Origin of the sequence: uncultured Roseivirga sp., assembly GCF_963973945.1 — a bacterium.
Classification (GTDB): domain Bacteria; phylum Bacteroidota; class Bacteroidia; order Cytophagales; family Cyclobacteriaceae; genus Roseivirga.
Window position 1 is genome coordinate 131126 of record NZ_CAXBBV010000008.1, and the last position, 22298, is coordinate 153423.

Genomic DNA, 22298 nt, shown 5'->3' on the forward strand with positions numbered 1-22298 from the left:
GGTCAGTGGTTTAGAATCAGTCTTTTGGTGATGATTTTGCCTTCTTTTTTAACGTGGAGCAAATATATGCCTTTTTGATTTTTTCCGAAAAGAACTTTCAACCCAGTTTGAGTTTCTTCTACTGTAAACTGAGCTTCTTTTCCCCAGCTATCGAAAAGTTGAAGAGCTTCCACTTGGCCTCTTATATTAAATTCACCCTCACTTGGGTTAGGGTATACATCCAATTGAACTTCAGGAGCCACTTTTCCGGGAACAAAGGTTGATGCTACTGTTTTATCAAATCTTGGGCGCATGAGGAAACTGCCTTTTACATTTTCGTTTTTTCTCCATGTACCGTCCACATTGTAGAACATTTTATCTCCAGAATCTTGATTTTTATCAAGCCCCACGGCTAAAAACTCGTTGGTAGCCTGCTGAAAACCAATAAAGAAGGTACCTTGAACAAAAATTGGGGTATCTAATTCGTAAGTGGTCATAGCGCCAATACTAGCAGGGCGCAAAACACTGTAGGAGTCTTGAAAGAGTATTTCTTCTGACCGAGCCTCTTCTTCAATATTCGTCCATACAAATAACTCAATGGGTTCTCCTGCCTGCTGCGTGAAGGGGAAGTTGATGTCTATATGCGTAAGTAGGGCTCGTTCTTCTGCAAAAAACTCATAAGCTAGTTTACCTCCATTTTGATTGATGCCAGCAGCGAAATCAGCTTCATTATCATCATAAGCAAAGAAATCGTCAATTTTTGTGATTACCCGAACGGTGTCGTTTACTCTGTAATCAAGGTTGGTATTGAAGGTGGTGTCATTGGTAGCCGAAATATTTTCAATATAAAAGTTATCGCCTGACTTAATGTAGTAAGTGGTTTCTAGCCAAAGAGAATCAGCGTCAACATCAATATTAGCAACAGAAAGAGTAGGAGAAGTGAACGTTCTTCGAGCATAGGGGCCTGGTGGTGGATTAGCTACGCTCTCATTGTTTAAGACTTCCAATTGATTTCCAGTGCCAAGATCTTTCACAGTAGTTGTAAATTGAATGGGTTGAAAGAAATCGTTCAGGTTGTAAAATTCTGTATTGGTTTCGGATAGGTATTTTGCAGGGTCAGCAAAAAACTGCTCAGTTGGCATGGCGGAATACGGAGCAATTAAAAACGAAGGTCTTCTTGTTAATGCTCTATCCACATGTGCAACATCGTTTTGATGGCGTCCATCATTAAGGTAAATATAATCTACCAACCAAGTATCAAAAGCACCTGCTAAGCGGGTGAATGACTTAAATCGAAATTGGAACCCATCATAAAAAAACTCTGGATTTACTTTTAGAACCACCTGGTTAAATTCTTCAGATTGATTGTCGAGCCCACCAATTTGGCGCCAGGCACTTTGCCAGATACCATCGGGTTTTTTGAATTGAAGCACTAATGAATCTTGTCTGTCGGGCATTTCTCCATTGCCTGTTGCTTGCCAAAAGAAGCTGATATAAACAGAGTCAACTTGATCTGCCGTTAAGGTACTTAAATCAATCATTTGAGAAACCAAACTGTCCGTAGCACCATTCAGTAAACTAGTAGCATTATAAGGTCTGCCGCTGGCATCTACACCATCGAAAACGGCAACATTTAAAGTGGGGGCAGATTTAGCAATAGAGCTACTGATTCTAACATGTTCCCCCGATAGCCATAATGTAGGGTTTGGTGAGAAACCAGCTTGTGAGAAATCATCCCAAAAAGGAAGCGTTAAACTGGCTTGGGTTTGGTTATTTCCAGCTGCTTTAGATACGAAATTATTGTTGTTGCTATTTTTTTTAAAGGGTAAAGGTCGCTCAGTAATCTGAGCCATAGTTTGAATGGCAATAAAAGCGAATGATATGAGCAGCAGCTTTTTCACTAAATATTATTGCATTTTAACATCCCCATCAGGTGACTCATTTAACTCTTCATCATTCGAATCCTTTCCATTCACCCAGATTTCAATCAAACTTCCAGACCTGATCATGCTGCCTGCAGGAGGCAATTGTTTATAGATCGTATTTTCAGCTACACTGTCCACCTTAATAAAGTTGATAACATCAAGCTTAAGTTTTGAAGCATTGATTTGGAATTTCACATCATCCAAAGTTTTCCCAATAAAATCAGGAGTCAGAAAACGCTGAACGCCTTCACCATCTCCAATCACTAGGTCGATAGACGAACCTTTGAAAATGGAAGTGCCGGCATCGATTGGTTTACCATTGATAGTTTGAGCTAAAACCGCATTGTTTGCTAAGTTGGGTTCGTAAGTTAAAGACCCTAGCTTCAACCCATTGGTGTTTAAAATGTCTTCAGCGTTTTGAACATCCGTATTGATAAGGTTTGGCATTTTTACTTTTGGAGGAACCTTAGCGTTAAGAGCAATGTAAATTTTTCGGTTCATCTTCACTTTAGACCCGGGCTTTGGGTTTTGAGAAAGAATAGAAAGAGGAGCGGCAGATTCAGAATAACCTGAGTCTTCCACAATCTCATACCTCAAATCTCTTTTGATTACAAACTCGTCTAAATCCTCATAGGTCAAACCAATCAGTTCAGGAACTGTGATGGTTTCATTGTGATTGGTTGAAGAGGGGAGATAGATGTAAAAAAAGAACAGTACGAAAACAATTCCGATACCGGCCATAATCAATACATTCTTCAAAAATCTGCTAAAGGTAAAAGACTTGTCACTCATAAGGTTTGATATTGGTTGAAGTAGGTTAAAAATGTGATGGTTCCTAGGTTACTTCGTCCACAAAGATAATCAATTAAGAAAACGGTCAAATGTTTAATAATAGCATGAACACAACAAGTTATTTTTTGTTTGGCATTACTGCTGGTTAAAAATCAAAAAGGCATAGTGCTTTAACACTATGCCCATTTAATAGGTGTTGGCTGAGGAAAGTTATACTGTTGCAGTATTTACCGCAACTACTCCCTTTATTTCAGGAATATCTCTTTTAATAGCTTCTTCAATACCCGCTTTCATTGTCATGTGCGACATGGGGCAACTTTCGCATGCGCCAAGCAATTCAAGCCTAACAACCATGTCTTCTGTAATCTCTAGCACTTTTACATCTCCACCATCTGCCAATAGAAATGGCCTAATCTTCTCTAAAGCTGCCTCAACTCTTTCTTTCATAAGTATAAATGTACGTTAAACTTTTAATTCTACCCGCTTTGTTTCAGCTAATTGCGCATTTCTTATAGCAACCTGTTGTGCAGTTTGCTGCGCCAATGTTTTAAATGCATCGGCAGTAACCGAATCTTGCATTACCGCTGGGTAACCAATATCTCCTGCTTCGCGAATACTCTGCACCAATGGAATTTGTCCTAAGTAAGGTACATTGTGCTTTTCTGCCAGTTTTTTTCCTCCATCTTTTCCAAAGATATAATACTTATTATCAGGTAGTTCTTCTGGGGTGAAATAAGCCATGTTTTCAACAATACCCAAAATTGGCACATTGATTTGCGGTTGCATAAACATAATCAGACCCTTTTGAGCATCGGCTAAAGCTACTTTTTGCGGGGTAGTAACCAGTACAACTCCAGTAACTGGTACAGTTTGTACCAAAGTCAAATGGATATCGCCTGTTCCTGGGGGTAAGTCAATTAATAAATAATCGAGTTCTCCCCAATCCGTATCGCCAATAAACTGTTTCAATGCGCTGCTAGCCATCGGTCCTCGCCAAACCACTGCATTTTCGGCAGGAGTTAAGAAACCAATTGAGATAAGCTTTACACCATATTGCTCAATAGGAATGATCAGATTTCTTTCTCCTTCTTTTCTAATATTCGGTTGTTCATGTTCGCAATTAAACATGGTAGGGATGGATGGCCCATAAATATCGGCATCGATTAAGCCTACTTTTGCACCACTTCTGGCCAATGCTACAGCAAGATTGGCCGTAACAGTAGATTTACCTACACCTCCTTTACCAGAAGCAATGGCGATTATATTTTTTACTTGAGGTAGAAGAGGAGCATTGTCTCTTGTGCTGGTTACATGCGAACTCATGTTAATACTCACTTCGATATCAGCACCTACATGTTCTTCAATGGCCTTTAAACAATCATTTTTGATTACTTCTTTCAGCGGACAAGCAGGTGTGGTTAACATCACCGTGAAGGCAAGTTTATTTCCTTCAATTTCAATGTCTTGAATCATGTTTAGTGTTACCAGATCTTTCTTAATGTCTGGGTCATCTACATGTCTCAGTGCTTTGATTACATTTTCTTTAGTCAGTGCTGCCATAGTTCTTGAATTCCGCTGCAAATTAACGGCTTTTTGTCTAGTCTGAATAACAGGATTAAATGAAATTCGTTCCGTGCTTTTTCAAGCCTTATCAATGCCCTATATTTGAGGCAAGAAGGGATGGCAATCAGCGACAGTACAATACAAGAAATTAAGAACCGCACCGATATAATCGAGGTGATCAGCGATTTTGTGTCATTGAAAAAAGTGGGGTCGAATTATAGAGCACTTAGCCCTTTCACCAACGAGAAAAGCCCTTCTTTCTACGTTTCTCCCTCAAAAGATATTTTTAAATGCTTCAGCTCTGGAAAAGGAGGCGATGCCATCGCGTTTATAATGGAGGTTGAAGGTGTTAATTATATTGAAGCGCTGAAGTACCTGGCCAACAAATATGGTATTGAGGTTCAGGAAGAAGAACAAACAGACGAGCAAATTACTGCTCAAAATGAGCGAGATAGCCTTTTTATAGTGCTTAAATATGCTGGTGAATTTTATCAAGATGTTCTTTGGAACCACAGCGAAGGAAAGAGTATTGGGCTTAGCTATTTTAAAGAAAGAGGTTTTTCAGAAGCCACAATAAAGAAATTCAATTTAGGATATAGCCTTGATGCTTGGGATGGTCTAATGAAACCTGCTTTGGAAAAAGGGTATTCCGAAGAAATATTAGAAAAGGCGGGCTTAATTCTTAAGTCTGAAAACAAAACCTACGATAGGTTCAGAGGTCGGGTAATGTTTCCTATTCATAATGTAGGAGGAAAAGTAATTGCTTTTGGTGCTCGAACACTCCGTAAGGACAAGAAGCAGCCGAAATATATCAATTCACCCGAAACAGGGGTGTACCATAAGAGTGATATCGTTTATGGTATTCACCAAGCCAGACAAGCCATTCGGAACGAAGACCTTTGCTATTTGGTAGAAGGCTATACTGATGTCATTTCAATGCATCAGTCTGGAGTTCAAAATGTGGTTTCTTCGTCAGGCACTTCGCTTACTAAAGAGCAAATCCACCTGATTGGTCGCTATACAAAGAACATTACCGTGCTTTATGATGGCGATGCGGCAGGTATAAAAGCTTCGTTCAGGGGTATTGATTTGATTCTTGAGCATGACTTAGATGTGCATGCGGTGGTTTTCCCTGAAGGGGAAGATCCAGATAGTTTTTCGCGTAGCATGAGCTCAGAGGCCTTTCAGCAATTTCTGAAAGACAACGCTCAAGATTTCATCACCTTTAAAACCAACATACTTACCGAAGGCGGTAAAAACATCGATCCGGTTAAAAAAGTAGCCGTTATTCGCGATGTAGTAGAAAGTATCTCGCTTATTCCTGATGGCATCAAGCGCTCGGTGTACATAAAGTCTTGCGCCAATTTACTAGAGATTGACGAACAGGTTTTGATTTCAGAATTGAATAAAATTCTGATAAAAAATCAAAAAAAGGACAGACAGCATAATGAACGTGAGTCTGCTGTGGATGAGCAGTTGGCCGATGCACTTCAATCGAAGCAAGAAGAACAGCCTGGTTTTACACCGTTTTATGTTGAAAGGGAATGTTTAAGAATGATCATTAATTATGCAAACGAACCTTTTGATGAAAATCAGAAAATAGGGGAGTTCATTTTAAACGAAACGGCAGACCTGAAATTTGACGATGTATTGATTAATGAAACTATTTCTAAGGCTTCTGGATTTATAAGGGCAGGTAAAAAGGTAGAGCCCGACATGTTTATTGGGCCAAGTAACCCAAGAATGAGTCAGTTGGTGATCGATTTACTTGATATGAAGTATTTTATCAGCGATGGTTGGGAAGAACTTCACAGAATTAGTACTTCTCATGAGAAGGAAGATTTACCAAAAGCTACCTACAAAGTGATTCTGAGATTGAAAAGAAAGAAGATCGAAGAAATGCTAAAACAGAATGAAGAACAACTGAAGAAATCGTTGAGCGCAACAGAGCAAGACGAGTTACTTCAAATGATAAAACACCTAAAAACACTTTTCGATCAGGTTACCACCGAATTGGGAATTGTGGTGTCTAAATAAAGGAATTTTATACCCTCGAGAGTTAAAGAACATGACAGAAGCAAGTACAATTGATATTGCTAAAGATAAAATTCAATTGAATACGATTGAAGAAGCCATTGAAGCTATAAAAAATGGTGAAGTAATTATTGTGGTAGACGATGAAGATCGTGAAAATGAAGGTGATTTCATTTGTGCCGCAGAAAAAATAACTCCTGAGATTATCAATTTCATGGCTACCCATGGTCGTGGGCTTATTTGTGCAGCAGTGATTGAAGACCGTTGTGATGAACTGGGCTTAGAGTTAATGGTAGGTTCAAATACAGCGGCCTATGAAACTCCATTTACCGTTTCTATAGATTTAATTGGCCACGGCTGTACCACTGGTATTTCTGCCAGCGACCGATCTAAAACGGTTCAGGCATTGGTAAATCCAAACACAAAACCTGAGGAATTAGGCAAACCAGGACATATTTTCCCGCTAAGAGCAAAGAGAGGTGGTGTTTTGAGAAGAACGGGCCACACTGAAGCTGCTATTGATTTTGCACGTTTGGCGGGCTTGCAGGCTTGCGGTGTTTTGGTAGAAATACTGAATGAGGATGGCACAATGGCGCGTTTACCAAACCTTAAAAAGGTAGCTGAAAAGTTTAATTTGAAGCTTGTCTCTATCGAAGACTTGATCTCTTATCGTTTAGAAAAGGAAAGTCTTATTGAGCGTGTAGACTCGGTTGATTTACCGACAGACTATGGTGATTTTCACCTTCAAGCTTTCAGGCAAACAAACACCGAAGAAGTGCATTTGGCTGTAGTAAAAGGAGAGTGGAAAGAAGATGAGCCAGTTTTGGTGCGGGTACATTCCTCAAGTACTTTGGGCGATGTTTTTGGTTTCAATAGAGACACTGGCAATCCAATAAAGCATGCCATGCGTATGTTGGAAGAGGAGGGAAAGGGCATTGTTCTCTATATGAACCAAGGCGCAAGAGGAGCCCGTTTATTAGACGAGCTGAGAGCAATTAAAGCTTCGGAGCAAAAAGAAGGTAAGTTCGGAGTGAAAATGGATCAGAAGGACTTTGGAATTGGAGCTCAAATTTTACGCGACCTCGGAGTATCTAAAATCCGTTTGATAACAAATCATCCTACAAAACGTGTTGGCCTTATTGGTTATGGCCTCGAAATCGTTGAACACGTTACATTAAAGAAGAATAAGCATTAGGGTTTTCTGCGATTTCGACCCAGTATTAAAACTTTGTGAAATATGAAGTTATCAGTGTTTCTTTTCGTGCTTTTTAGCTTTATCGTTTTTGGTGCCAATGCTCAGGTATTTCCATCCGAACTATGGCATGATGGACAAGTTACTTTGACCGATAACAGTATTAAGCAAGGCAGTGTTAAATACGATCTGGATAGACAAACCCTTCAGTTGAAGATTGGGCAACGCACTGAAACCTACGATGCTAGCCAAGTAGCTTCATTCTCGTTTTTGCAAGAGTCGATAAACCTTAGAAGAACCTTTTACTCTCTTCCTTATGCTATTCAAAACAATTACAAACGTCCCGTTTTTTTTGAAGTAGTTATTACCGGGAAAATGACATTACTGGTTAGGGAATACGTAGTGATTAGAAATAACAATACACCATCTAGTTTCAACAGCAGGTACAGGTATCGAGATTATTCCAATTTTAACACAAGCAGAAGTTATCTGGCCTATAAAATGTTTTTTGTTAAAGAAGATGGTGTAATAAGAGAGTCTTCAGGTAAAAGAAATGACATATTGTATGAGTTTGGGGCAGCACGCTCGGAATTGAAGAAATATGTCAAAAAAGAGAAATTAAAGCTTGACCAGATAGAAGATGTTGCGAAATTGGTGCTTCATTACAACGAAGAAATCAATTAAATGTCAAAGCCTCTTATTCTTGTTTCAAATGATGACGGTATTACCTCAAAAGGTATTCGTGTGCTTATTGAAGCCATGTGCCAAATTGGTGAAGTAATAGTTGTAGCACCAGATAGCCCACAATCGGGAATGGGGCATGCCATTACCATAGGAAATCCGCTAAGACTTATTGAAACCAATATTTTTGATGACTTGGGGGTGGTAGCTTATAAATGTTCTGGCACTCCAGCCGACTGCGTTAAATTGGCCAAGCATTTTGTGATCAAAGATAGAACACTTGACTTGGTTGTGAGTGGTGTAAACCATGGAAGCAATTTGGCCATTAGTGTACTCTACTCAGGTACAATGTCGGCCGCTATTGAAGGAGCAATAGAGGGCTTTCCATCCATTGGTTATTCTTTGGCCGATTTTTCTTTAAAAGCGGATTTTTCCCACGCTATTGACCAAATTATACACATTGCTAAAGAGGTTTTAGAAAAGGGAATGGCAAAAAATGTGGCTTTGAATGTGAATATTCCCCCTAAACAAAACGAGAAAATTAAAGGCATTAAAGTGTGCCGACAAGCAAAAGCGCATTGGCAAGAAGAGTTCGATCAGAGAAAAGACCCATATGGTAGGCCTTATTTTTGGCTAGCCGGAAATTTTGTGAATAACGATAAGGGAGAAGACACGGATGTTTGGGCAGTTGACCATAATTACGTTTCTGTTGTGCCTTGTCAGTACGATATGACTGCCTATCATAGTATTGCTCAAATCAATGATGATTGGGATATTTGATTATAGCACCAACTCTATTCTTTACCCTAGTTAATTCAAGTGAGGCTTTTGTTTTACAGTGGTTTTTAATGATTTAGAAGAGAAGATCAGTGCCTGAATAAAAAGACCAATGATAACTAAAATGGCCATTTCTAATTGAGAGATAGTAATATTCCCCAGAATTATTTTTTCAGACTCTTCACGAATAGTTTGCGCTTCTGTAGTTTGAATGGAAGAAAGGGCCGATAGACTAGAGAAAGCCTTGGTGGTAGTTTCATTATTGTCGCTCACTAATTGGTGCAATTGATCGATAGAAGTTTCATTCTCTACAAGTTGGTTTTCAATCTTGTCGATGTTCTCAACCACACCTTTCAATCTTTCAAACTCAACCTCTTCTTCAGGTGTAAGGTAGGTTGTTGCGTACTTTTCAATCAGTTGATTTCTTTGCGCTCTTGAGTCTGAAAGCCTAGTTTCTAAGTGCTTAAATCCATTCTGAGGGTCGGGTTCTATAATCAAAGCTTGACGCTTGTGAAGGTTTTCGTATAGCTTGAAAATATAGCTTTCAACAAGCATTCTATCTTCATACATCGAAGCAAATGAAGCATCGAGTTGTTTAAAATGACTTCGTTCTACAAGGTTATTGGCCAAGGTAATTATCATAATAGCCGCCAAAAGTACCGCAGCGGTGATTTTATTTTTAATACTATATGTCCATTTCATAATCCTACGTTCTGCTTTGAAGTAAAAACGCTATATGATACGAAATATGTTTTGAAACTGAGTTGAAAATGGGTGCTATCGGTAGCGCTGCTACAAGTTTCTTTGTAGAAACATCAAAGTTACTTGAGTTTCTACCTTCTAAATTATACCTGTTGGTTATCTGTCTATCGTTCAATACCTTGTGATTATCTCTAAATATTGATGTTATGAAAACTCTAACTGCCCTTTTCGCACTTGTACTAGTTAGCTTGTATGGCCCTATTGAAGCAGATTACTCTCCTGAAGCTTTAAAAGGCGCTTGGGAAACGACCTTTAAAAATGATAATGGAAGAGAAGTACATGCCGTGGCAATTTTAAGTGGGGGCTATGTAAGCTCAGCCGCCCATTATACGGATGATAACTCATTTATTTATACCACTGGTGGCTCATGGAAGGTAGAAGGAAATACTATAGTTCAGACTTATGAATTCAACACACAAGATTCTGAAATGGTAGGCAAGTCTGAAACCTATGAGTATAAGATTGAAGGAAACAAACTTACTTTTAAGGGTGATGAAAGGGTTTGGACAAGAGTAGATAATGGAACTGGAGGAGATTTAGCGAATGCTTTTTTGATTACTGGAAGACAACAAAATGGAGAAATCGTAAATCGCCCGATTAGAGCTAGAAAAACCATGAAGATATTGTCTGGAACTAGGTTTCAGTGGATTGCCTATAATGTAGACACTGGTGAATTTTCTGGAACGGGTGGTGGTACTTATACTACCGTAGATGGAAAGTATACTGAAAACATCGAGTTCTTTTCAAGAGATGTAAACAGGGTAGGAGCTTCATTGGAATTCGATTACAAAGTGGTTGACAAAGCTTGGCATCACAGCGGATTAAGTAGTACAGGAAGTCCTATTTATGAGGTGTGGACTCCTCGTGAAATTATAGAGAAGAATTAACTGTTTTCTTTTAAGGTTTTTATTGCCCTGTTTAGGTTGCGTTCGGTTATGCCCAAATAGTTGGCTATATCTTTTTTGGGAATCACACCATACAAACCTGGGAATTGAGACTCTAACCTCTGTAGGTTAGTCTCAGTGCTATGCGATTGATTAAAAGAATGCCTAATGCCTTTATACTTTATTTTAGAAGCCAACAACTTCAATATAAACCAGTTGAATTCTCTGTTCTGACTTAGTAAATAGATGAAATTCTCTCTTGAAATTTTAAGTACAGAAAGAGGAGTTAGCGCTTCGATAGAACAAAAACTAAACTCATCATTAAACATTTCTACTTCTCCAAAAATTTGGCCTTCGCCAAAAAACTCTTGAACAAAATCTTTTCCTGTATCTTCGGTTAAATAACATTTAGCTATTCCCTCCCTTACAATAAAAACATCTAATACTTTACTTTCTTGTTTGATAATTAGCTCTTTAGGCTTGTATTGCTGCTCAATAATTAGGTCTTTAAACCCTGATTGAGTTGAGCACTTGTTAATGAAGTCGAGGAATTCCTGATTAATTCGAATCATACTACATAGATCGGGACAATTGTCCTTTTTTTAAACCCTCAGGCTATTGTTCTTTGCAAACATAAAAGTAAAGGAAGTATGAATACAGAAAGACTTAAAAGTCAGATTGAGTTTATTTATGAAATTGATCGATTGAAGTACATTCAACGGAAAACAAAGCTTTTTAACAGTGATAGGCACGAGAACGATGCTGAACACAGTTGGCATTTGGCTATGATGGTAATGGTATTGGCCGAACATTCAAACGAACCTATTGATGTTCTTAAAGTGCTTAAAATGGTGCTGATTCATGACATTGTAGAAATTGATGCTGGCGATACATTCCTATATGACACCAAAAAGAATCATGACAATTGGGCTGAAGAGCTTTCTGCTGCGGAAAGAATTTTTGGATTGTTACCCACAGATCAGAAGGAAGAGTATATAATGGTTTGGAAGGAGTTTGAAATGGGAGAAACCAACGAATCAAAGTTTGCCAAAGCTATAGATAGGTTTGAGCCTGTTTTGCAAAACCTTTCAAATAATGGAGGCACTTGGACTGAGTTCAATGTTGAGTTCAATACCATTATTCAAAAGATCAATGGAATTCAGAAAGGTTCAAGTGCCATATGGGACTATACCGAAGATATGATCCATGAAGGACTTAGAAAAGGCGATTTTACCCTGTAGAATTAATGCTTATGTTCCTTTTTTGGAACAGGGTCATAACCATGCCCACCCCAAGGGTGGCACTTACTGAAGCGTTTTATCCCTAGCCATGTTCCTTTCAGCGCTCCCCATTCTTTAATGGCATCAATAGTATAAGCCGAACAAGTAGGAGTAAATCTACAATTGGCACCTAGCATTGGTGAAATGGCGTATTGGTAAACGCGAATTGGAAATATGAAAATGGCAGAAATTATCCGCTTCATGCTGCAAGATAGGAGTTTGGGGCAAATAGCGTTTTCTTCATTTGTATTGAAAAAGTAAGGTTACTTCCGTTTGTGGGCTTCTTCAAAAATTACTTTTCTTAAAATTTTAACCTCACCCACCATCAACAGTCTCATATCTTCTACAATATAATCTGCCAATTCCTCGTCAGAAATGGAGTCGCCTTCAATGTCAAGTCGAAAGTCTTCTCCTTTTAAATTACCTCCATTTGAGAAGTAAATCTCAAAATCAAATTTCACTCTTTTTTCCATGCATTAATTTTAGAACAAATTTCACTTGATTTCAAACTCCTTTACTAACGAAGTGATTGGAATGGCTGTTACTTTTTCATCATTTAACAAAAAAAGAACATTGGCAGTCTTACCAATCATAATACCTGTTTTTACTTCGTTGTCTGAAAAGCGAATTTCGACTGGTGTCTGTTTCTTGATTTGTCTGCTAGCATAATTGCCATATTCATCTGCAGAAAGGTATAAATAGGTTATGAAAAGAAAGCTAAATGCAATGTATCGATACCTGTTAAACCAAGGCTTTTTATCCAAACCAAAGCTAGATTTTGAATATGATTTAGGGAATTTCTTTTTCCAGATAATGTCGGTTTGGAGTAATATTGATGAAAACCCTATGGAAGCCACGGAGAATAATAAGATTTTGAAATCAGCAAAAGGAGCAATTAAGAAATCAAAAACATCTGAATAATCGAAAACATTGATGCCAAACTCAGAATAAAGCTGATAATTGAAGAGCATTCCAATGCCCACCGTGAGAATATAGCAGATGGTAATTACTGTTTGAATTTCTTTGATTAATGCTTCATAGGCATCTTTAATTAAGCCCTCTTTCATTGATTTTCTATTTTCTGAAAATTGCAGAAAACTTAATAATTAACCTATTCAGAAAGAGAAAAGACAACTCGAAAATATTTCAAGAGTCTATCAGGCCATTATTTTTGAATGATATACGCCATGTACCCAAGGTAGCCGATTAGTAGTATTGCAGCCTCCCATCGGTCGAGCTTTTTCTTTTTACCAGTAAACATAGCAATGAAAACAAGTAAAGTTCCACCAGCTAAAATGTACATGTCTAGATCGAAAACAGTATCGTAAGCGATTGGTTTAATAACTGCTGAGGTAGCCAAAATGAAAAATAGGTTGAATATGTTAGATCCAATAATATTCCCTACGGCTATGTCGCTATTCTTTTTAAGTGCTGCCACCACAGATGTGGCCAATTCTGGCAGAGATGTTCCTGCCGCTACAATGGTTAGTCCAATCAATTTCTCACTCATACCAAAAGTAGTGGCTAAATCTACAGCAGTAGTTACCAAAAGCCTTCCTCCAATAACCAGTCCTGCCAATCCAAATATGACATAGCACCAAATTTTTAGGTTAGAGTAATTATTGACTTTGACTTCTATTTCAACAGGGTCAGATTTTAATTGTTTATAAACATAATAAAGGAATAATCCGAAGAGCAATAGTAGCAGAAAACCGTCCACTCGTGTGAGAGTATTACTATCACTACCCAGAAAGTGATGCGTCAGTAAGTAAACGAGTACAATGCCTAAGAAGGAAATAGGAATCTCTTTCCATATGGTGCTCGATTGAACCACTATTGGAGTGATTAAGCCTGTAATCCCTAAAATGATAAACAGGTTGAAGTTATTACTGCCAATTACATTACCAAAAACAATATCCTGATGCCCCTGATAAGAGGCAAAAACATTGACAACCAATTCGGGAGCAGAAGTACCAAAGGCCACAATAGTAAGGCCAATGGCAAGGTCTGATACATTAAACTTTTTGGCTAGGGCAGAGGCGCCATCTACCAAGCCATTAGCGCCAGTGATTAACAATACAAGGCCTAAGGCCAGCAATAAAATCTGAGTGATCATCAATTTTCTACAGTGAGAATTAGCGAAAACGTAGTTTTTGAAAAATAGTTTTCATCTCTAAAACAAATGAAAATTAGAGATTTAGTTTGATAGTTAAGTTGTTTATGAAAGCCTTTTAGCAAGAAGTCTACTTTCTGTGTGTGTTTTGTTAAAAAAAAACAGATTTTAAGGCTTTAACCGAGTACAAACCTAGGCTAAATTATCTATGGCAGATTTTGGTAGCAAGTAAGGGCTACCTCTTTAAACCCATTGGACTACCACTTTTAGGGTATCTGTCATTTACCTTTTTTGCTCTATTAGAATCGAGCTGAATAGCCAGAGATTTATAATATCATCAAAACCAAAAGATTATGACTAAAATACTACGTGGAATGAATTACAGCCCAACATGGATAGGCTGGAGCCCTGGTCAGCCAGGACAATTCTCTGATTCCGATTTTTTCAATGATGCCTTTGAGGCAATGTGGAACAAGGGCGAAACTAGTGGGAGCCAAGTTCATCAATATCGAGATGACCTAGGAGTTATCAGCAGTGCTGGACTGAACCTGATTAGATTATTTAATTGGGGGCCAACCCGAGGCTGGAATGGAACCAAAGGCAATGGGCATATAAGTGCATTGAATAGAGCAAGTACATTGGGAATGAAAGTTATCGTTCCTGTATCTAATTACTTTTTGTCAGACGATAAGTATGCATGGGATAATACAGACCCAGATGATAGTTTTTCATTTAGTTCTGCACCGACTGGAATTCAAAGTGACCTTACCAATTTTATCAGTAGTGTTACTGTAAGCGGATCAATACATTCAGCTGTTCACTCATTTTCTGTAGGAAACGAAATCGATTTGAATAACATGGTAGGACAGGGAACGAGCGGGCCCGTTTCTCCTACCTCCAGATTAAAACGTGTGATCTGGTGGCTAATAAACCTACAAGCAAAATGTGCGGACAGTGGATTACTATTCACTAGTCCTATCTCTGATGGAGATCAGGGTGGGACAGAGGCAGCAACGCCAAGTTATTGGTTTCAGGCCATTGTTAATGGTGTAACAAATAGTACTAGCTTACCTAATGGCACAGTGTCGGGTGGTGAAACTACTTTTAAAAGCACTGTTAGTGGACTTAGTACCGCAGCTTCTTCTTACGCTAGTTGGTATTACAACAGTGTGAATATTTACACAACAGGTAGCAAGCTATCATCTACAATTGGACAGTACGATTCATGGACAGCAAATTCTAAGAATTCATTAAACTGGCCAGGACAACAATTTACTGTGCCGTTAATGCTTACAGAAGTAGGCAGTAATAGAGGAGGAGGAATTGTATCTGCAAGTGCTCAAGAAACTCAATACACTACAATTGTTACAGACATAGTAACGGAGATAGAAACTTATGTGACAGGGCATACCGATTCGTTACTGATTGGGTATTGTGTTTATGAGTTTAGTGATGAGACAACACTTAACGCTAACTGGGGCACTAACATGGTTGAGTCACCAACTGAATCAGGTGGAAATATACTCTTTTCGCCTATGACGGGGGCTACGATTGTTAGCTTTGGAACCTTCCCAAGTGTAAGTTATCCCGTACAGGAGTTGTTCCCTGTAACCTCGTCAGGAGGAACTACTCTGTTGGCTGGAATAAAGGCCGCAATTAGCTAAAACTAATCTCTAAATAATATGAGTCAAGCCCTGTGCTTGCTTGATGTTTCATATATACGAAGCCCTCTTTTGGAGGGCTTTTTTTAACATTCTTCAATTTTTGAATTAGAGTTTCTATACACTAAGATTGAATGCTGACTTTCTGGTTAGTTCCTTCGTTGCCACTAAGGATAAAAAGGAGAGTGCTAATAATGGAATAAGGCGGCTATGCTTGCTTTCTAGTCATCCCTGTAAGGATCTTTTTCAGGAACACAGAGGTTGTGATTTCTATAATACAGAATATCATTAGAGGTACGCTGCTTATTTTCTTCCCTGAGGTAACGAAGGGTCTAAAAGCTTGAGCGCTGGTTTCTTGTTTAGTTCCTTCGTTGCCACTCAGGATAAAAAGAATAGTGCTAATAATGGACTAAAGCGGCTATGCTTGCTTTCTAGTCATCCCCGTAAGGATTTTTTTCAGGAACACAGAGAGGGTTTGATTATCAATATATTGAGGGTTAATGGCGTGTCAGAAGATTAGTGAGATTTTACTTTTTTTTCAATTATGAATGTGATCGCGAAGAAGAGAACCCAAACTGAAATTGATTCAAAATTTGAATGGTTGAATATGACAGCTAATATTCCAGTAAGCATAAATGTTATAAAGCCAATGATTGAGAATAGTTTGCTTTGCCTTATTTTAGTGTATAACCCGTCTTCCAGCATATTCATACGCTTGGCAAACTCAAAGAATGGTAATAACCAAAGAAAAAAAGATCTCATTTTTTCAAAAAAGGTTAGTTCAATTTTAGCAATGTGATTTGAAATTTCAGCTTCAACAATTTGTTTTTCAATGTAATCTTGAACTTGATCTTTTTTAATATCTCTTTTATTTATTTCATCCATTGCCGCACCAATAGCATCAGTTGTATACTGATCATTTTTATTGATGATGTCGAGAAGATTCTTATCTGAGAATGTCGAATATAGTTTAACTAGTTCTTCTTTTGTAGGCATAAGTGGATAGGTTGTTAGAAATCGTTTACATTAGAAAGTTCCTCAAAACTTCAATAAGAACCAACACAAAAGAGCCTGACTCTTTCGAATCAGGCTCTTTCTATATATTAGATACTATTGCCTAAACTAGGGACTTAATACTAATCGCTTCGCGATTACATCATGCCGCCCATTCCGCCACCGCCCATTGGAGGCATTGGTATTCCGCCACCTTCTTCAACTTCTTCAGCAATTACGCATTCAGTAGTCAATAGAAGTGCAGCAATAGAAGCAGCATTTTCAAGTGCCAAACGAGTTACTTTAGTTGGGTCAATTACACCCGCAGCAATTAGGTTTTCATACTTTTCAGTACGAGCGTTGTAACCGTAATCCGCTTTACCGTTTTTCACTTCGTTTACTACCACAGAACCTTCACCACCACAGTTGGCAACAATTGTTCTTAATGGCGACTCAATAGCCACTCTAATGATGTTTACACCAGTAGCTTGGTCTTCGTTGTCAGTTTCTACGCTATCTAAAGCAGCAGCTGCTCTGATAAGCGCAACACCACCACCAGCAACTACACCTTCTTGTACGGCTGCTCTGGTTGCGTGCAATGCATCGTCAACTCTGTCTTTTTTCTCTTTCATTTCTACCTCGGTAGCAGCTCCAATGTAAAGGATGGCCACACCGCCAGCAAGTTTTGCAAGTCTTTCTTGCAACTTCTCTCTGTCGTAATCAGAAGTAGTGTTTTCAATTTGTTGTTGGATTTGCGCTACTCTTGCTTTGATATCGGCTTCAGTTCCAGCACCATTTACAATGGTAGTGTTGTCTTTGTCGATATTCACTTTTTCAGCAGTACCAAGGTACTCCATGGTAGCGTTTTCTAACTTGTAACCTCTTTCTTCAGAAATTAAAGTTCCACCAGTTAAGATGGCAAGGTCTTCCAACATTGCTTTTCTTCTGTCGCCAAAGCCAGGAGCTTTAACCGCAGCAATTTTGAGAGAACCCCTGATTTTGTTTACTACCAAAGTTGCAAGGGCTTCGCCATCTACATCTTCAGAAATAATCAATAAAGGCTTTCCGCTTTGAGCTACTGGCTCTAGGATTGGAAGTAATTCCTTCATTGAAGAGATTTTTTTGTCGTAGATCAAGATGTAAGGATTGTCCATCTCTACTTCCATTTTCTCTGTGTTAGTAACAAAGTATGGAGAAAGATAACCTCTGTCAAACTGCATACCTTCTACAGTTTTTACTTCAGTTTCAGTACCTCTGGCTTCTTCAACAGTGATTACACCGTCTTTACCTACTTTGTCCATCGCATCAGCAATCATTTGCCCGATTTCTTCATCGTTGTTGGCAGAAATGGTAGCTACTTGCTTGATCTCGTTAGAGTTCTGGATTGATTTTGATTGACTTTGAAGGTTAGCAACAACAGCTGAAACCGCTTTGTCGATACCTCTTTTCAAATCCATTGGGTTTGCACCAGCGGCAACGTTTTTAATACCAATGTTGAAGATTGATTGAGCAAGAACAGTGGCAGTAGTAGTACCGTCACCAGCGCTATCAGCAGTTTTAGAAGCAACTTCTTTAACCAACTGAGCACCCATATTTTCGATTGGCTCTTTTAGCTCGATTTCTTTTGCTACAGAAACACCATCCTTAGTTACAGTAGGAGCACCGAATTTTTTGTCGATGATTACGTTTCTACCTTTTGGACCCAATGTTACTTTTACAGCATCTGCCAAGGTGTCAACACCTTTTTTCAGACGGTCTCTAGCGTCATTACGAAAGAATAATTCTTTAGCCATTTTATTTTAGATTTTTAATTTCTGATTTGATTAAACAATTGCAAAAATGTCAGACTCTCTCATGATCAAGTAGTCTTTACCTTCTACTGAAATTTCAGTACCAGCATATTTACCGTATAATACAGTGTCGCCAACTTTTACAGTTAAAGGCTCATCTTTTTTTCCAGCTCCAGCTGCTACTACAATACCTTTTTGTGGTTTTTCTTTCGCAGTGTCGGGAATGATTAAACCAGAAGCAGTTTTTTCTTCAGCAGCGGCAGGTTCTACTAGAACTCTGTCGGCTAATGGAGTGATGTTTACTTTTGACATTTTCTATAAATAGTTAAGTGTTAAAACAATTTGTCGAGGAGCCCATTTGCATTAAATGTGCCAATCCCTAAATATGAAGTTTTGTCAGGTTCTTGTCACAGTTTATGTCGGATGCGGCTTTCCGGTAATGACAAGAATATAATTTTGTCAGGCTTTGCATTGATAAGCCCATTGGTAGGTAGGCCGTACTGTCAGGTAAAGAAATATTCTGGCTGTTCTTTACTTTCTTACCCAATACCACAAAACAAAAAAGAGGTAACCATTACGGCCACCTCCTTCTATATTTTATGATTGTAGAAATCTTACTTCAGCGAAGCAATTAACTTCTCATTCAATCTCACATAATCAGGGTTTCCACCAGTTTTGGCCAATGCCATTGATTTTTGTGCCGAAGCAATGGCTTCTTTGTTCATCCCTAATCTAGCCTGTAATTTGGCTTTAAGATGAATTACCCAATATTGCTCTTCATTACTACCTGCAATTGCTTTGTTTACCCATTCTAAGGCTAATTTTGAATCACGCTCGGTGTCGTAATAGTAACCAGCCGCTTGAAAGTATACACCTGCATTTGAAGGGTTTTTGTCAATTACTTGCGCTTTAATGTCAGCCATTACTTTGCTGTCCACATCTGATTCGATAGTAAACATTGCTTTAGTATGTTCCCATTTCATGTTTAGGTTGGCAGAGTTCATGGTGAAATCTGAAAAACTAATGGTAAAGGTTTCGTACATGCTGCTAGGGTGTTTTACAGGTACATCAAACCTTAAAAGGTCGTCTTTTTTATCATAACCAATGGCACCCCACCAAGTAAGGTTTTTACTCAAAATAATGGTTGCAGTTTCTTCGGTAAACTGGGTGTAAAGCGCATAAGTACCAGCAGGCACAGGGTTGCCATTCAGTTTTACACTTTCGCTAAAAGTAATTTTAGTAGAAGCATTGGCACCTGTTCTCCATACTTCGTTGTAAGGAATTAATACGCCAGCTACTTGTCGGCCGCGAGCGCTAGGTCTAGAATACACTACTTTAACATCGGCCAATCCTACAGTACCTTTCAACTCAAAAGTTGGGCTTGCAGGGGGCATTTTAATTTGGGCAATGGCCATTGCACTTATCAAAAGAGCAGCTAGGGCGAATGAATATTTTCTCATGAGGTTTTGTGTTTGTTCGGTTCAAATATAAATGATTACTAGGTAACAGTTCAGCAATTCGTTTTCCCTTAATTAAGTTCAACAACACATAAAAAAAGGTCGAACCTTAATGGCCGACCTTCTCTTATACTTTTTTAGTGTGATTTAGTTATTCACTTTCACTGGAAATTTCACTGAAAGATTTCCCCAAGCCAATTCGATATTTCCTTTGTCTTTAGAGTTTTTGTCGAAGTCAGTAAGGTTGATCACGAATGTCTCTACTTTATTAGACGTTTTTGTTACAGGAGTGAAAAAGCTTAAAACATCACCAGAGCTATCGTAGGCAGTACCCCACTTGTCTGTAATGCTGCTAATAATAATTTTCCAAGTAGTATCTCCAGGTACAGTCCATAATGAATAGCGTCCAGCTTTGATTGGTTTACCTTTAATCATTACATCTTTATCAAAGCCAATAATGGTGTTTGTATTTGCGCCCGTGCGCCATACTCCATTGTTCAGGGAGTTTACCAATTCGTTTACATCTCTGCCATCAAGGCTAGGGCGACTGTATACCAATTCCATTTCGGTAGTTCCAATCATTTGTTTTACCGTAGCCAATGGACTGGCGGCTGGTTTTTGAGCAAAGGCGTTTTGAGTAAAGACAAAAAGGCCAAGCATTACAATTAGGGTCAGTGTTCTTTTCATAGCTATAAATTTAGTTTTTAATTTTTAAAATCGAATTTTGATTCTGTAGACTAAACTGAATTTCTTGTTTTAGGTTCCTTATAATTGATTTGAAGCAAAGGATTAAAGTGGTGTTTGGTCAGTAATATTTCATTTAATGCAATTAACACGGAAATTTTACGAAGAGAGTAATGTTGAGGTTTTATCCAAGAAGCTTTTGGCTAAAAAGCTCGTTACCAACTTTAACGGAGTGATTACCGCTGGTTTTATCACTGAAGTTGAGGCGTATTCGGGTAGAAACGACAAAGCCTGCCATGCAAATAACGGACTTCGTACTCCAAGAACAGAAGTAATGTACGGAGCGGGAGGTCATGCTTATGTCTATCTCTGTTATGGAATTCATCATATGATTAACATTGTATCGAATGTAGAAGAGCAGGCCGATGCAGTTTTGATTAGGGCATTTGAACCGATCGAAGGAATTGATGCCATGCTTGAAAGAAGAGGGTTTGATAAGTTGACCAAAGCACTAACTTCGGGCCCAGGAAATGTAGGTAAGGCTTTGGGTTTAGATACTAAAACTCATAACGGACTTAGCCTTTTGGGAAATGAAATATGGATTGAAGACCAACCCGAAGTTTCTGAAGAGCAAATAATTACAAGTACACGAATAGGGGTGGATTATGCGGAAGAAGACGCATTGAAACCTTGGCGATTTTACATTAAAGATTCAAAATGGGTAAGCAAAAAATAGATATTTTACTTTCAACTTCAGTATGGGATCCTAAAGCATGGATTGAAGGATTAAGCCAGTCGGAATTGGTAGGCAAAATTCATGTTTGGCCTACGGAAGAGGATTTAACTAATGTAGAAGCACTTTTTGTTTGGAAGCCTTTGGCGGAAGGAGTGATTAAAAGGCTGCCCAATTTAAAATGGATCAGTTCCCTCGGGGCAGGAGTAGACCATTTAATGACAGACCCTCAAATTCCTAGAAATATTCCCATCACTCGAATTGTAGACCCAAACTTAACTACCGACATGACCAATTATGTGATGATGGGCGTAATCATGCATCAAAGAAGTTTCAGATTGCTTCAGCAGAACCAACAAAAGTCTCACTGGAAACGCATTACCTACAATAAACTCCGAGTAGGGGTAATGGGGCTTGGTGAGCTTGGCGGACATTTAGCGAAACAACTTTATTCGGCAGGTTTTGAGGTTTCGGGTTATTCTAGAACTCAAAAGCAGATTGAAGGGGTGAAATGTTATGATGAAAATCATCTTGATACGTTTCTTTCTGAACTAGATGTTTTGGTGAATTTACTGCCCATCACTCCCAAAACGATTGGCATTTTGAATTATGACCTGCTGAGGAAAACACCAAAAGGTTGTTACTTGATTAATGTAGCGCGGGGAAATCACTTAGTTGATCATGATTTGCTAAAACTTATTGATGAAAACCACCTTTCTGGTGCTATGTTAGACGTGTTCCACCAAGAGCCGCTACCGAGCGATCATCCATTTTGGGCGCACGATAAGATAACAATTACCCCTCATGTGGCCAGCGTAACCTCACCCGAATCAGCCCTTAACCTTCTTAAAGAAAACGTTGAAAGGTTGATTAGAAAAACACCATTATTACACCAAGTCGATCTGAATAGAGGCTACTGAATTTTAGTCAATAGTCAATAGTCAATCGACTGTTGACTGATATCAAACGCCCAATTCACTCCTCTAATTTCCCGATTC

The 22298-nt window shown here is 38.6% G+C and carries 24 protein-coding genes; 9 read left to right on the forward strand and 15 right to left on the reverse strand.

Annotated features, from left to right (window positions below; all coding sequences use genetic code 11):
- Window positions 1-2: 2 nt before the first annotated feature.
- From AAC026_RS13960 to AAC026_RS13975, 4 genes are all read right to left on the reverse strand, one after another.
- Window positions 3-1832: a T9SS type A sorting domain-containing protein gene (locus tag AAC026_RS13960; RefSeq protein ID WP_339699151.1), complete on the reverse strand. Its 1830-nt coding sequence runs from the start codon at window positions 1830-1832 to the stop codon at window positions 3-5.
- Between the two features lie 54 nt (window positions 1833-1886).
- Window positions 1887-2696, reverse strand: coding sequence for a PASTA domain-containing protein (locus AAC026_RS13965; RefSeq protein WP_339699154.1), 810 nt, complete (start codon window positions 2694-2696; stop codon window positions 1887-1889).
- A 210-nt stretch (window positions 2697-2906) separates the two neighbouring features.
- Window positions 2907-3143 (reverse strand): NifU family protein, encoded by a 237-nt coding sequence (locus AAC026_RS13970; protein WP_339606870.1) that lies wholly within the window; start codon window positions 3141-3143, stop codon window positions 2907-2909.
- Window positions 3144-3158: 15 nt separating this feature from the next.
- Window positions 3159-4256 carry an Mrp/NBP35 family ATP-binding protein gene (locus AAC026_RS13975; RefSeq protein WP_339606871.1) on the reverse strand — a complete coding sequence of 366 codons (1098 nt, stop codon included), beginning with the start codon at window positions 4254-4256 and terminating at the stop codon, window positions 3159-3161.
- Window positions 4257-4376: 120 nt separating this feature from the next.
- On the opposite strand from AAC026_RS13975, the gene dnaG reads away from it, so the two are divergent.
- Genes dnaG through surE form a run of 4 tightly spaced genes read left to right on the forward strand, consistent with a single transcriptional unit; the run spans window position 4377 to window position 8946 of the window.
- A complete protein-coding gene (gene dnaG / locus AAC026_RS13980) occupies window positions 4377-6296 on the forward strand; it encodes a DNA primase (RefSeq protein ID WP_339606872.1) in 1920 nt (639 codons plus the stop codon).
- A gap of 31 nt (window positions 6297-6327) precedes the next feature.
- Window positions 6328-7488 carry a 3,4-dihydroxy-2-butanone-4-phosphate synthase gene (gene ribB / locus AAC026_RS13985; protein WP_339606873.1) on the forward strand — a complete coding sequence of 387 codons (1161 nt, stop codon included), beginning with the start codon at window positions 6328-6330 and terminating at the stop codon, window positions 7486-7488.
- Window positions 7489-7530: 42 nt separating this feature from the next.
- Complete coding sequence (locus AAC026_RS13990) at window positions 7531-8169, forward strand: hypothetical protein (protein WP_339606874.1); 639 nt, start codon at window positions 7531-7533, stop codon at window positions 8167-8169.
- Complete coding sequence (surE, locus tag AAC026_RS13995) at window positions 8170-8946, forward strand: 5'/3'-nucleotidase SurE (RefSeq protein ID WP_339606875.1); 777 nt, start codon at window positions 8170-8172, stop codon at window positions 8944-8946.
- A gap of 30 nt (window positions 8947-8976) precedes the next feature.
- Here the strand turns inward: surE and AAC026_RS14000 are convergent, their stop codons facing one another.
- Window positions 8977-9645, reverse strand: coding sequence for an MCP four helix bundle domain-containing protein (locus AAC026_RS14000; protein WP_339606876.1), 669 nt, complete (start codon window positions 9643-9645; stop codon window positions 8977-8979).
- Between the two features lie 206 nt (window positions 9646-9851).
- Between AAC026_RS14000 and AAC026_RS14005 the strand changes: the two genes are divergently transcribed.
- Window positions 9852-10592: a membrane or secreted protein gene (locus AAC026_RS14005; RefSeq protein WP_339606877.1), complete on the forward strand. Its 741-nt coding sequence runs from the start codon at window positions 9852-9854 to the stop codon at window positions 10590-10592.
- Here AAC026_RS14005 and AAC026_RS14010 read toward each other — a convergent pair.
- Entirely contained in the window at window positions 10589-11161 is a 573-nt protein-coding gene (locus tag AAC026_RS14010; protein WP_339606878.1) for a Crp/Fnr family transcriptional regulator, read from the reverse strand. The two genes, AAC026_RS14005 and AAC026_RS14010, sit on opposite strands and share 4 nt — an antisense overlap.
- A gap of 78 nt (window positions 11162-11239) precedes the next feature.
- Here AAC026_RS14010 and AAC026_RS14015 point away from each other — a divergent pair, with 78 nt between their 5' ends.
- Window positions 11240-11830, forward strand: a complete 591-nt coding sequence (locus tag AAC026_RS14015; protein WP_339606879.1) for an HD domain-containing protein — start codon at window positions 11240-11242, stop codon at window positions 11828-11830.
- Window positions 11831-11832: 2 nt separating this feature from the next.
- Here AAC026_RS14015 and yidD read toward each other — a convergent pair whose 3' ends face one another.
- The 4 genes from yidD to AAC026_RS14035 form a co-directional block, all read right to left on the reverse strand.
- Complete coding sequence (gene yidD, locus AAC026_RS14020; RefSeq protein WP_339606880.1) at window positions 11833-12072, reverse strand: membrane protein insertion efficiency factor YidD; 240 nt, start codon at window positions 12070-12072, stop codon at window positions 11833-11835.
- Window positions 12073-12132: 60 nt separating this feature from the next.
- The gene (locus AAC026_RS14025) at window positions 12133-12342 is read right to left on the reverse strand and encodes a hypothetical protein (protein WP_339606881.1); all 210 of its coding nucleotides are present in this window, start codon (window positions 12340-12342) and stop codon (window positions 12133-12135) included.
- 21 nt (window positions 12343-12363) lie between these two features.
- The gene (locus AAC026_RS14030) at window positions 12364-12936 is read right to left on the reverse strand and encodes a hypothetical protein (protein ID WP_339699157.1); all 573 of its coding nucleotides are present in this window, start codon (window positions 12934-12936) and stop codon (window positions 12364-12366) included.
- 98 nt (window positions 12937-13034) lie between these two features.
- Window positions 13035-13985 carry a calcium/sodium antiporter gene (locus AAC026_RS14035; protein WP_339699160.1) on the reverse strand — a complete coding sequence of 317 codons (951 nt, stop codon included), beginning with the start codon at window positions 13983-13985 and terminating at the stop codon, window positions 13035-13037.
- Window positions 13986-14335: 350 nt separating this feature from the next.
- Between AAC026_RS14035 and AAC026_RS14040 the strand changes: the two genes are divergently transcribed.
- Window positions 14336-15646, forward strand: coding sequence for a hypothetical protein (locus tag AAC026_RS14040; RefSeq protein ID WP_339699163.1), 1311 nt, complete (start codon window positions 14336-14338; stop codon window positions 15644-15646).
- 513 nt (window positions 15647-16159) lie between these two features.
- On the opposite strand, the gene AAC026_RS14045 is transcribed toward AAC026_RS14040, so the two are convergent.
- The 5 genes from AAC026_RS14045 to AAC026_RS14065 form a co-directional block, all read right to left on the reverse strand.
- The gene (locus tag AAC026_RS14045) at window positions 16160-16639 is read right to left on the reverse strand and encodes a hypothetical protein (protein WP_339699166.1); all 480 of its coding nucleotides are present in this window, start codon (window positions 16637-16639) and stop codon (window positions 16160-16162) included.
- A 155-nt stretch (window positions 16640-16794) separates the two neighbouring features.
- Window positions 16795-18429: a chaperonin GroEL gene (gene groL, locus AAC026_RS14050; RefSeq protein WP_339699169.1), complete on the reverse strand. Its 1635-nt coding sequence runs from the start codon at window positions 18427-18429 to the stop codon at window positions 16795-16797.
- A 30-nt stretch (window positions 18430-18459) separates the two neighbouring features.
- Window positions 18460-18738, reverse strand: coding sequence for a co-chaperone GroES (locus tag AAC026_RS14055; protein WP_053222081.1), 279 nt, complete (start codon window positions 18736-18738; stop codon window positions 18460-18462).
- Window positions 18739-19040: 302 nt separating this feature from the next.
- Window positions 19041-19886, reverse strand: coding sequence for a DUF2911 domain-containing protein (locus AAC026_RS14060; protein ID WP_339606887.1), 846 nt, complete (start codon window positions 19884-19886; stop codon window positions 19041-19043).
- Window positions 19887-20030: 144 nt separating this feature from the next.
- Window positions 20031-20570, reverse strand: a complete 540-nt coding sequence (locus tag AAC026_RS14065) for a DUF2911 domain-containing protein (RefSeq protein ID WP_339699171.1) — start codon at window positions 20568-20570, stop codon at window positions 20031-20033.
- A 136-nt stretch (window positions 20571-20706) separates the two neighbouring features.
- Between AAC026_RS14065 and AAC026_RS14070 the strand changes: the two genes are divergently transcribed.
- Both AAC026_RS14070 and AAC026_RS14075 read left to right on the forward strand, forming a co-directional pair.
- Window positions 20707-21303, forward strand: coding sequence for a DNA-3-methyladenine glycosylase (locus tag AAC026_RS14070; protein ID WP_339699173.1), 597 nt, complete (start codon window positions 20707-20709; stop codon window positions 21301-21303).
- Complete coding sequence (locus AAC026_RS14075; RefSeq protein ID WP_339699175.1) at window positions 21285-22220, forward strand: glyoxylate/hydroxypyruvate reductase A; 936 nt, start codon at window positions 21285-21287, stop codon at window positions 22218-22220. Before AAC026_RS14070 ends, AAC026_RS14075 begins: the two co-directional genes overlap by 19 nt.
- The last annotated feature ends 78 nt before the right edge of the window (window positions 22221-22298 follow it).

What these genes read in the sequence shown, in the direction of transcription:
- AAC026_RS14015 (WP_339606879.1), top strand. Translation starts at nt 11,240, where the DNA reads ATGAATACAGAAAGACTTAAAAGTCAGATTGAGTTTATTTATGAAATT.
- AAC026_RS13965 (WP_339699154.1), bottom strand. Translation starts at nt 2,696, where the DNA reads ATGAGTGACAAGTCTTTTACCTTTAGCAGATTTTTGAAGAATGTATTG.
- ribB (WP_339606873.1), top strand. Translation starts at nt 6,328, where the DNA reads ATGACAGAAGCAAGTACAATTGATATTGCTAAAGATAAAATTCAATTG.
- dnaG (WP_339606872.1), top strand. Translation starts at nt 4,377, where the DNA reads ATGGCAATCAGCGACAGTACAATACAAGAAATTAAGAACCGCACCGAT.
- AAC026_RS13990 (WP_339606874.1), top strand. Translation starts at nt 7,531, where the DNA reads ATGAAGTTATCAGTGTTTCTTTTCGTGCTTTTTAGCTTTATCGTTTTT.
- AAC026_RS14065 (WP_339699171.1), bottom strand. Translation starts at nt 20,570, where the DNA reads ATGAAAAGAACACTGACCCTAATTGTAATGCTTGGCCTTTTTGTCTTT.
- AAC026_RS13970 (WP_339606870.1), bottom strand. Translation starts at nt 3,143, where the DNA reads ATGAAAGAAAGAGTTGAGGCAGCTTTAGAGAAGATTAGGCCATTTCTA.
- AAC026_RS14005 (WP_339606877.1), top strand. Translation starts at nt 9,852, where the DNA reads ATGAAAACTCTAACTGCCCTTTTCGCACTTGTACTAGTTAGCTTGTAT.
- AAC026_RS14045 (WP_339699166.1), bottom strand. Translation starts at nt 16,639, where the DNA reads ATGCCTACAAAAGAAGAACTAGTTAAACTATATTCGACATTCTCAGAT.
- AAC026_RS14055 (WP_053222081.1), bottom strand. Translation starts at nt 18,738, where the DNA reads ATGTCAAAAGTAAACATCACTCCATTAGCCGACAGAGTTCTAGTAGAA.
- AAC026_RS14035 (WP_339699160.1), bottom strand. Translation starts at nt 13,985, where the DNA reads ATGATCACTCAGATTTTATTGCTGGCCTTAGGCCTTGTATTGTTAATC.
- AAC026_RS14030 (WP_339699157.1), bottom strand. Translation starts at nt 12,936, where the DNA reads ATGAAAGAGGGCTTAATTAAAGATGCCTATGAAGCATTAATCAAAGAA.
- surE (WP_339606875.1), top strand. Translation starts at nt 8,170, where the DNA reads ATGTCAAAGCCTCTTATTCTTGTTTCAAATGATGACGGTATTACCTCA.
- yidD (WP_339606880.1), bottom strand. Translation starts at nt 12,072, where the DNA reads ATGAAGCGGATAATTTCTGCCATTTTCATATTTCCAATTCGCGTTTAC.
- AAC026_RS14070 (WP_339699173.1), top strand. Translation starts at nt 20,707, where the DNA reads ATGCAATTAACACGGAAATTTTACGAAGAGAGTAATGTTGAGGTTTTA.
- AAC026_RS13975 (WP_339606871.1), bottom strand. Translation starts at nt 4,256, where the DNA reads ATGGCAGCACTGACTAAAGAAAATGTAATCAAAGCACTGAGACATGTA.
- AAC026_RS13960 (WP_339699151.1), bottom strand. Translation starts at nt 1,832, where the DNA reads ATGGCTCAGATTACTGAGCGACCTTTACCCTTTAAAAAAAATAGCAAC.
- AAC026_RS14040 (WP_339699163.1), top strand. Translation starts at nt 14,336, where the DNA reads ATGACTAAAATACTACGTGGAATGAATTACAGCCCAACATGGATAGGC.
- AAC026_RS14010 (WP_339606878.1), bottom strand. Translation starts at nt 11,161, where the DNA reads ATGATTCGAATTAATCAGGAATTCCTCGACTTCATTAACAAGTGCTCA.
- AAC026_RS14060 (WP_339606887.1), bottom strand. Translation starts at nt 19,886, where the DNA reads ATGAGAAAATATTCATTCGCCCTAGCTGCTCTTTTGATAAGTGCAATG.
- AAC026_RS14075 (WP_339699175.1), top strand. Translation starts at nt 21,285, where the DNA reads ATGGGTAAGCAAAAAATAGATATTTTACTTTCAACTTCAGTATGGGAT.
- AAC026_RS14000 (WP_339606876.1), bottom strand. Translation starts at nt 9,645, where the DNA reads ATGAAATGGACATATAGTATTAAAAATAAAATCACCGCTGCGGTACTT.
- groL (WP_339699169.1), bottom strand. Translation starts at nt 18,429, where the DNA reads ATGGCTAAAGAATTATTCTTTCGTAATGACGCTAGAGACCGTCTGAAA.
- AAC026_RS14025 (WP_339606881.1), bottom strand. Translation starts at nt 12,342, where the DNA reads ATGGAAAAAAGAGTGAAATTTGATTTTGAGATTTACTTCTCAAATGGA.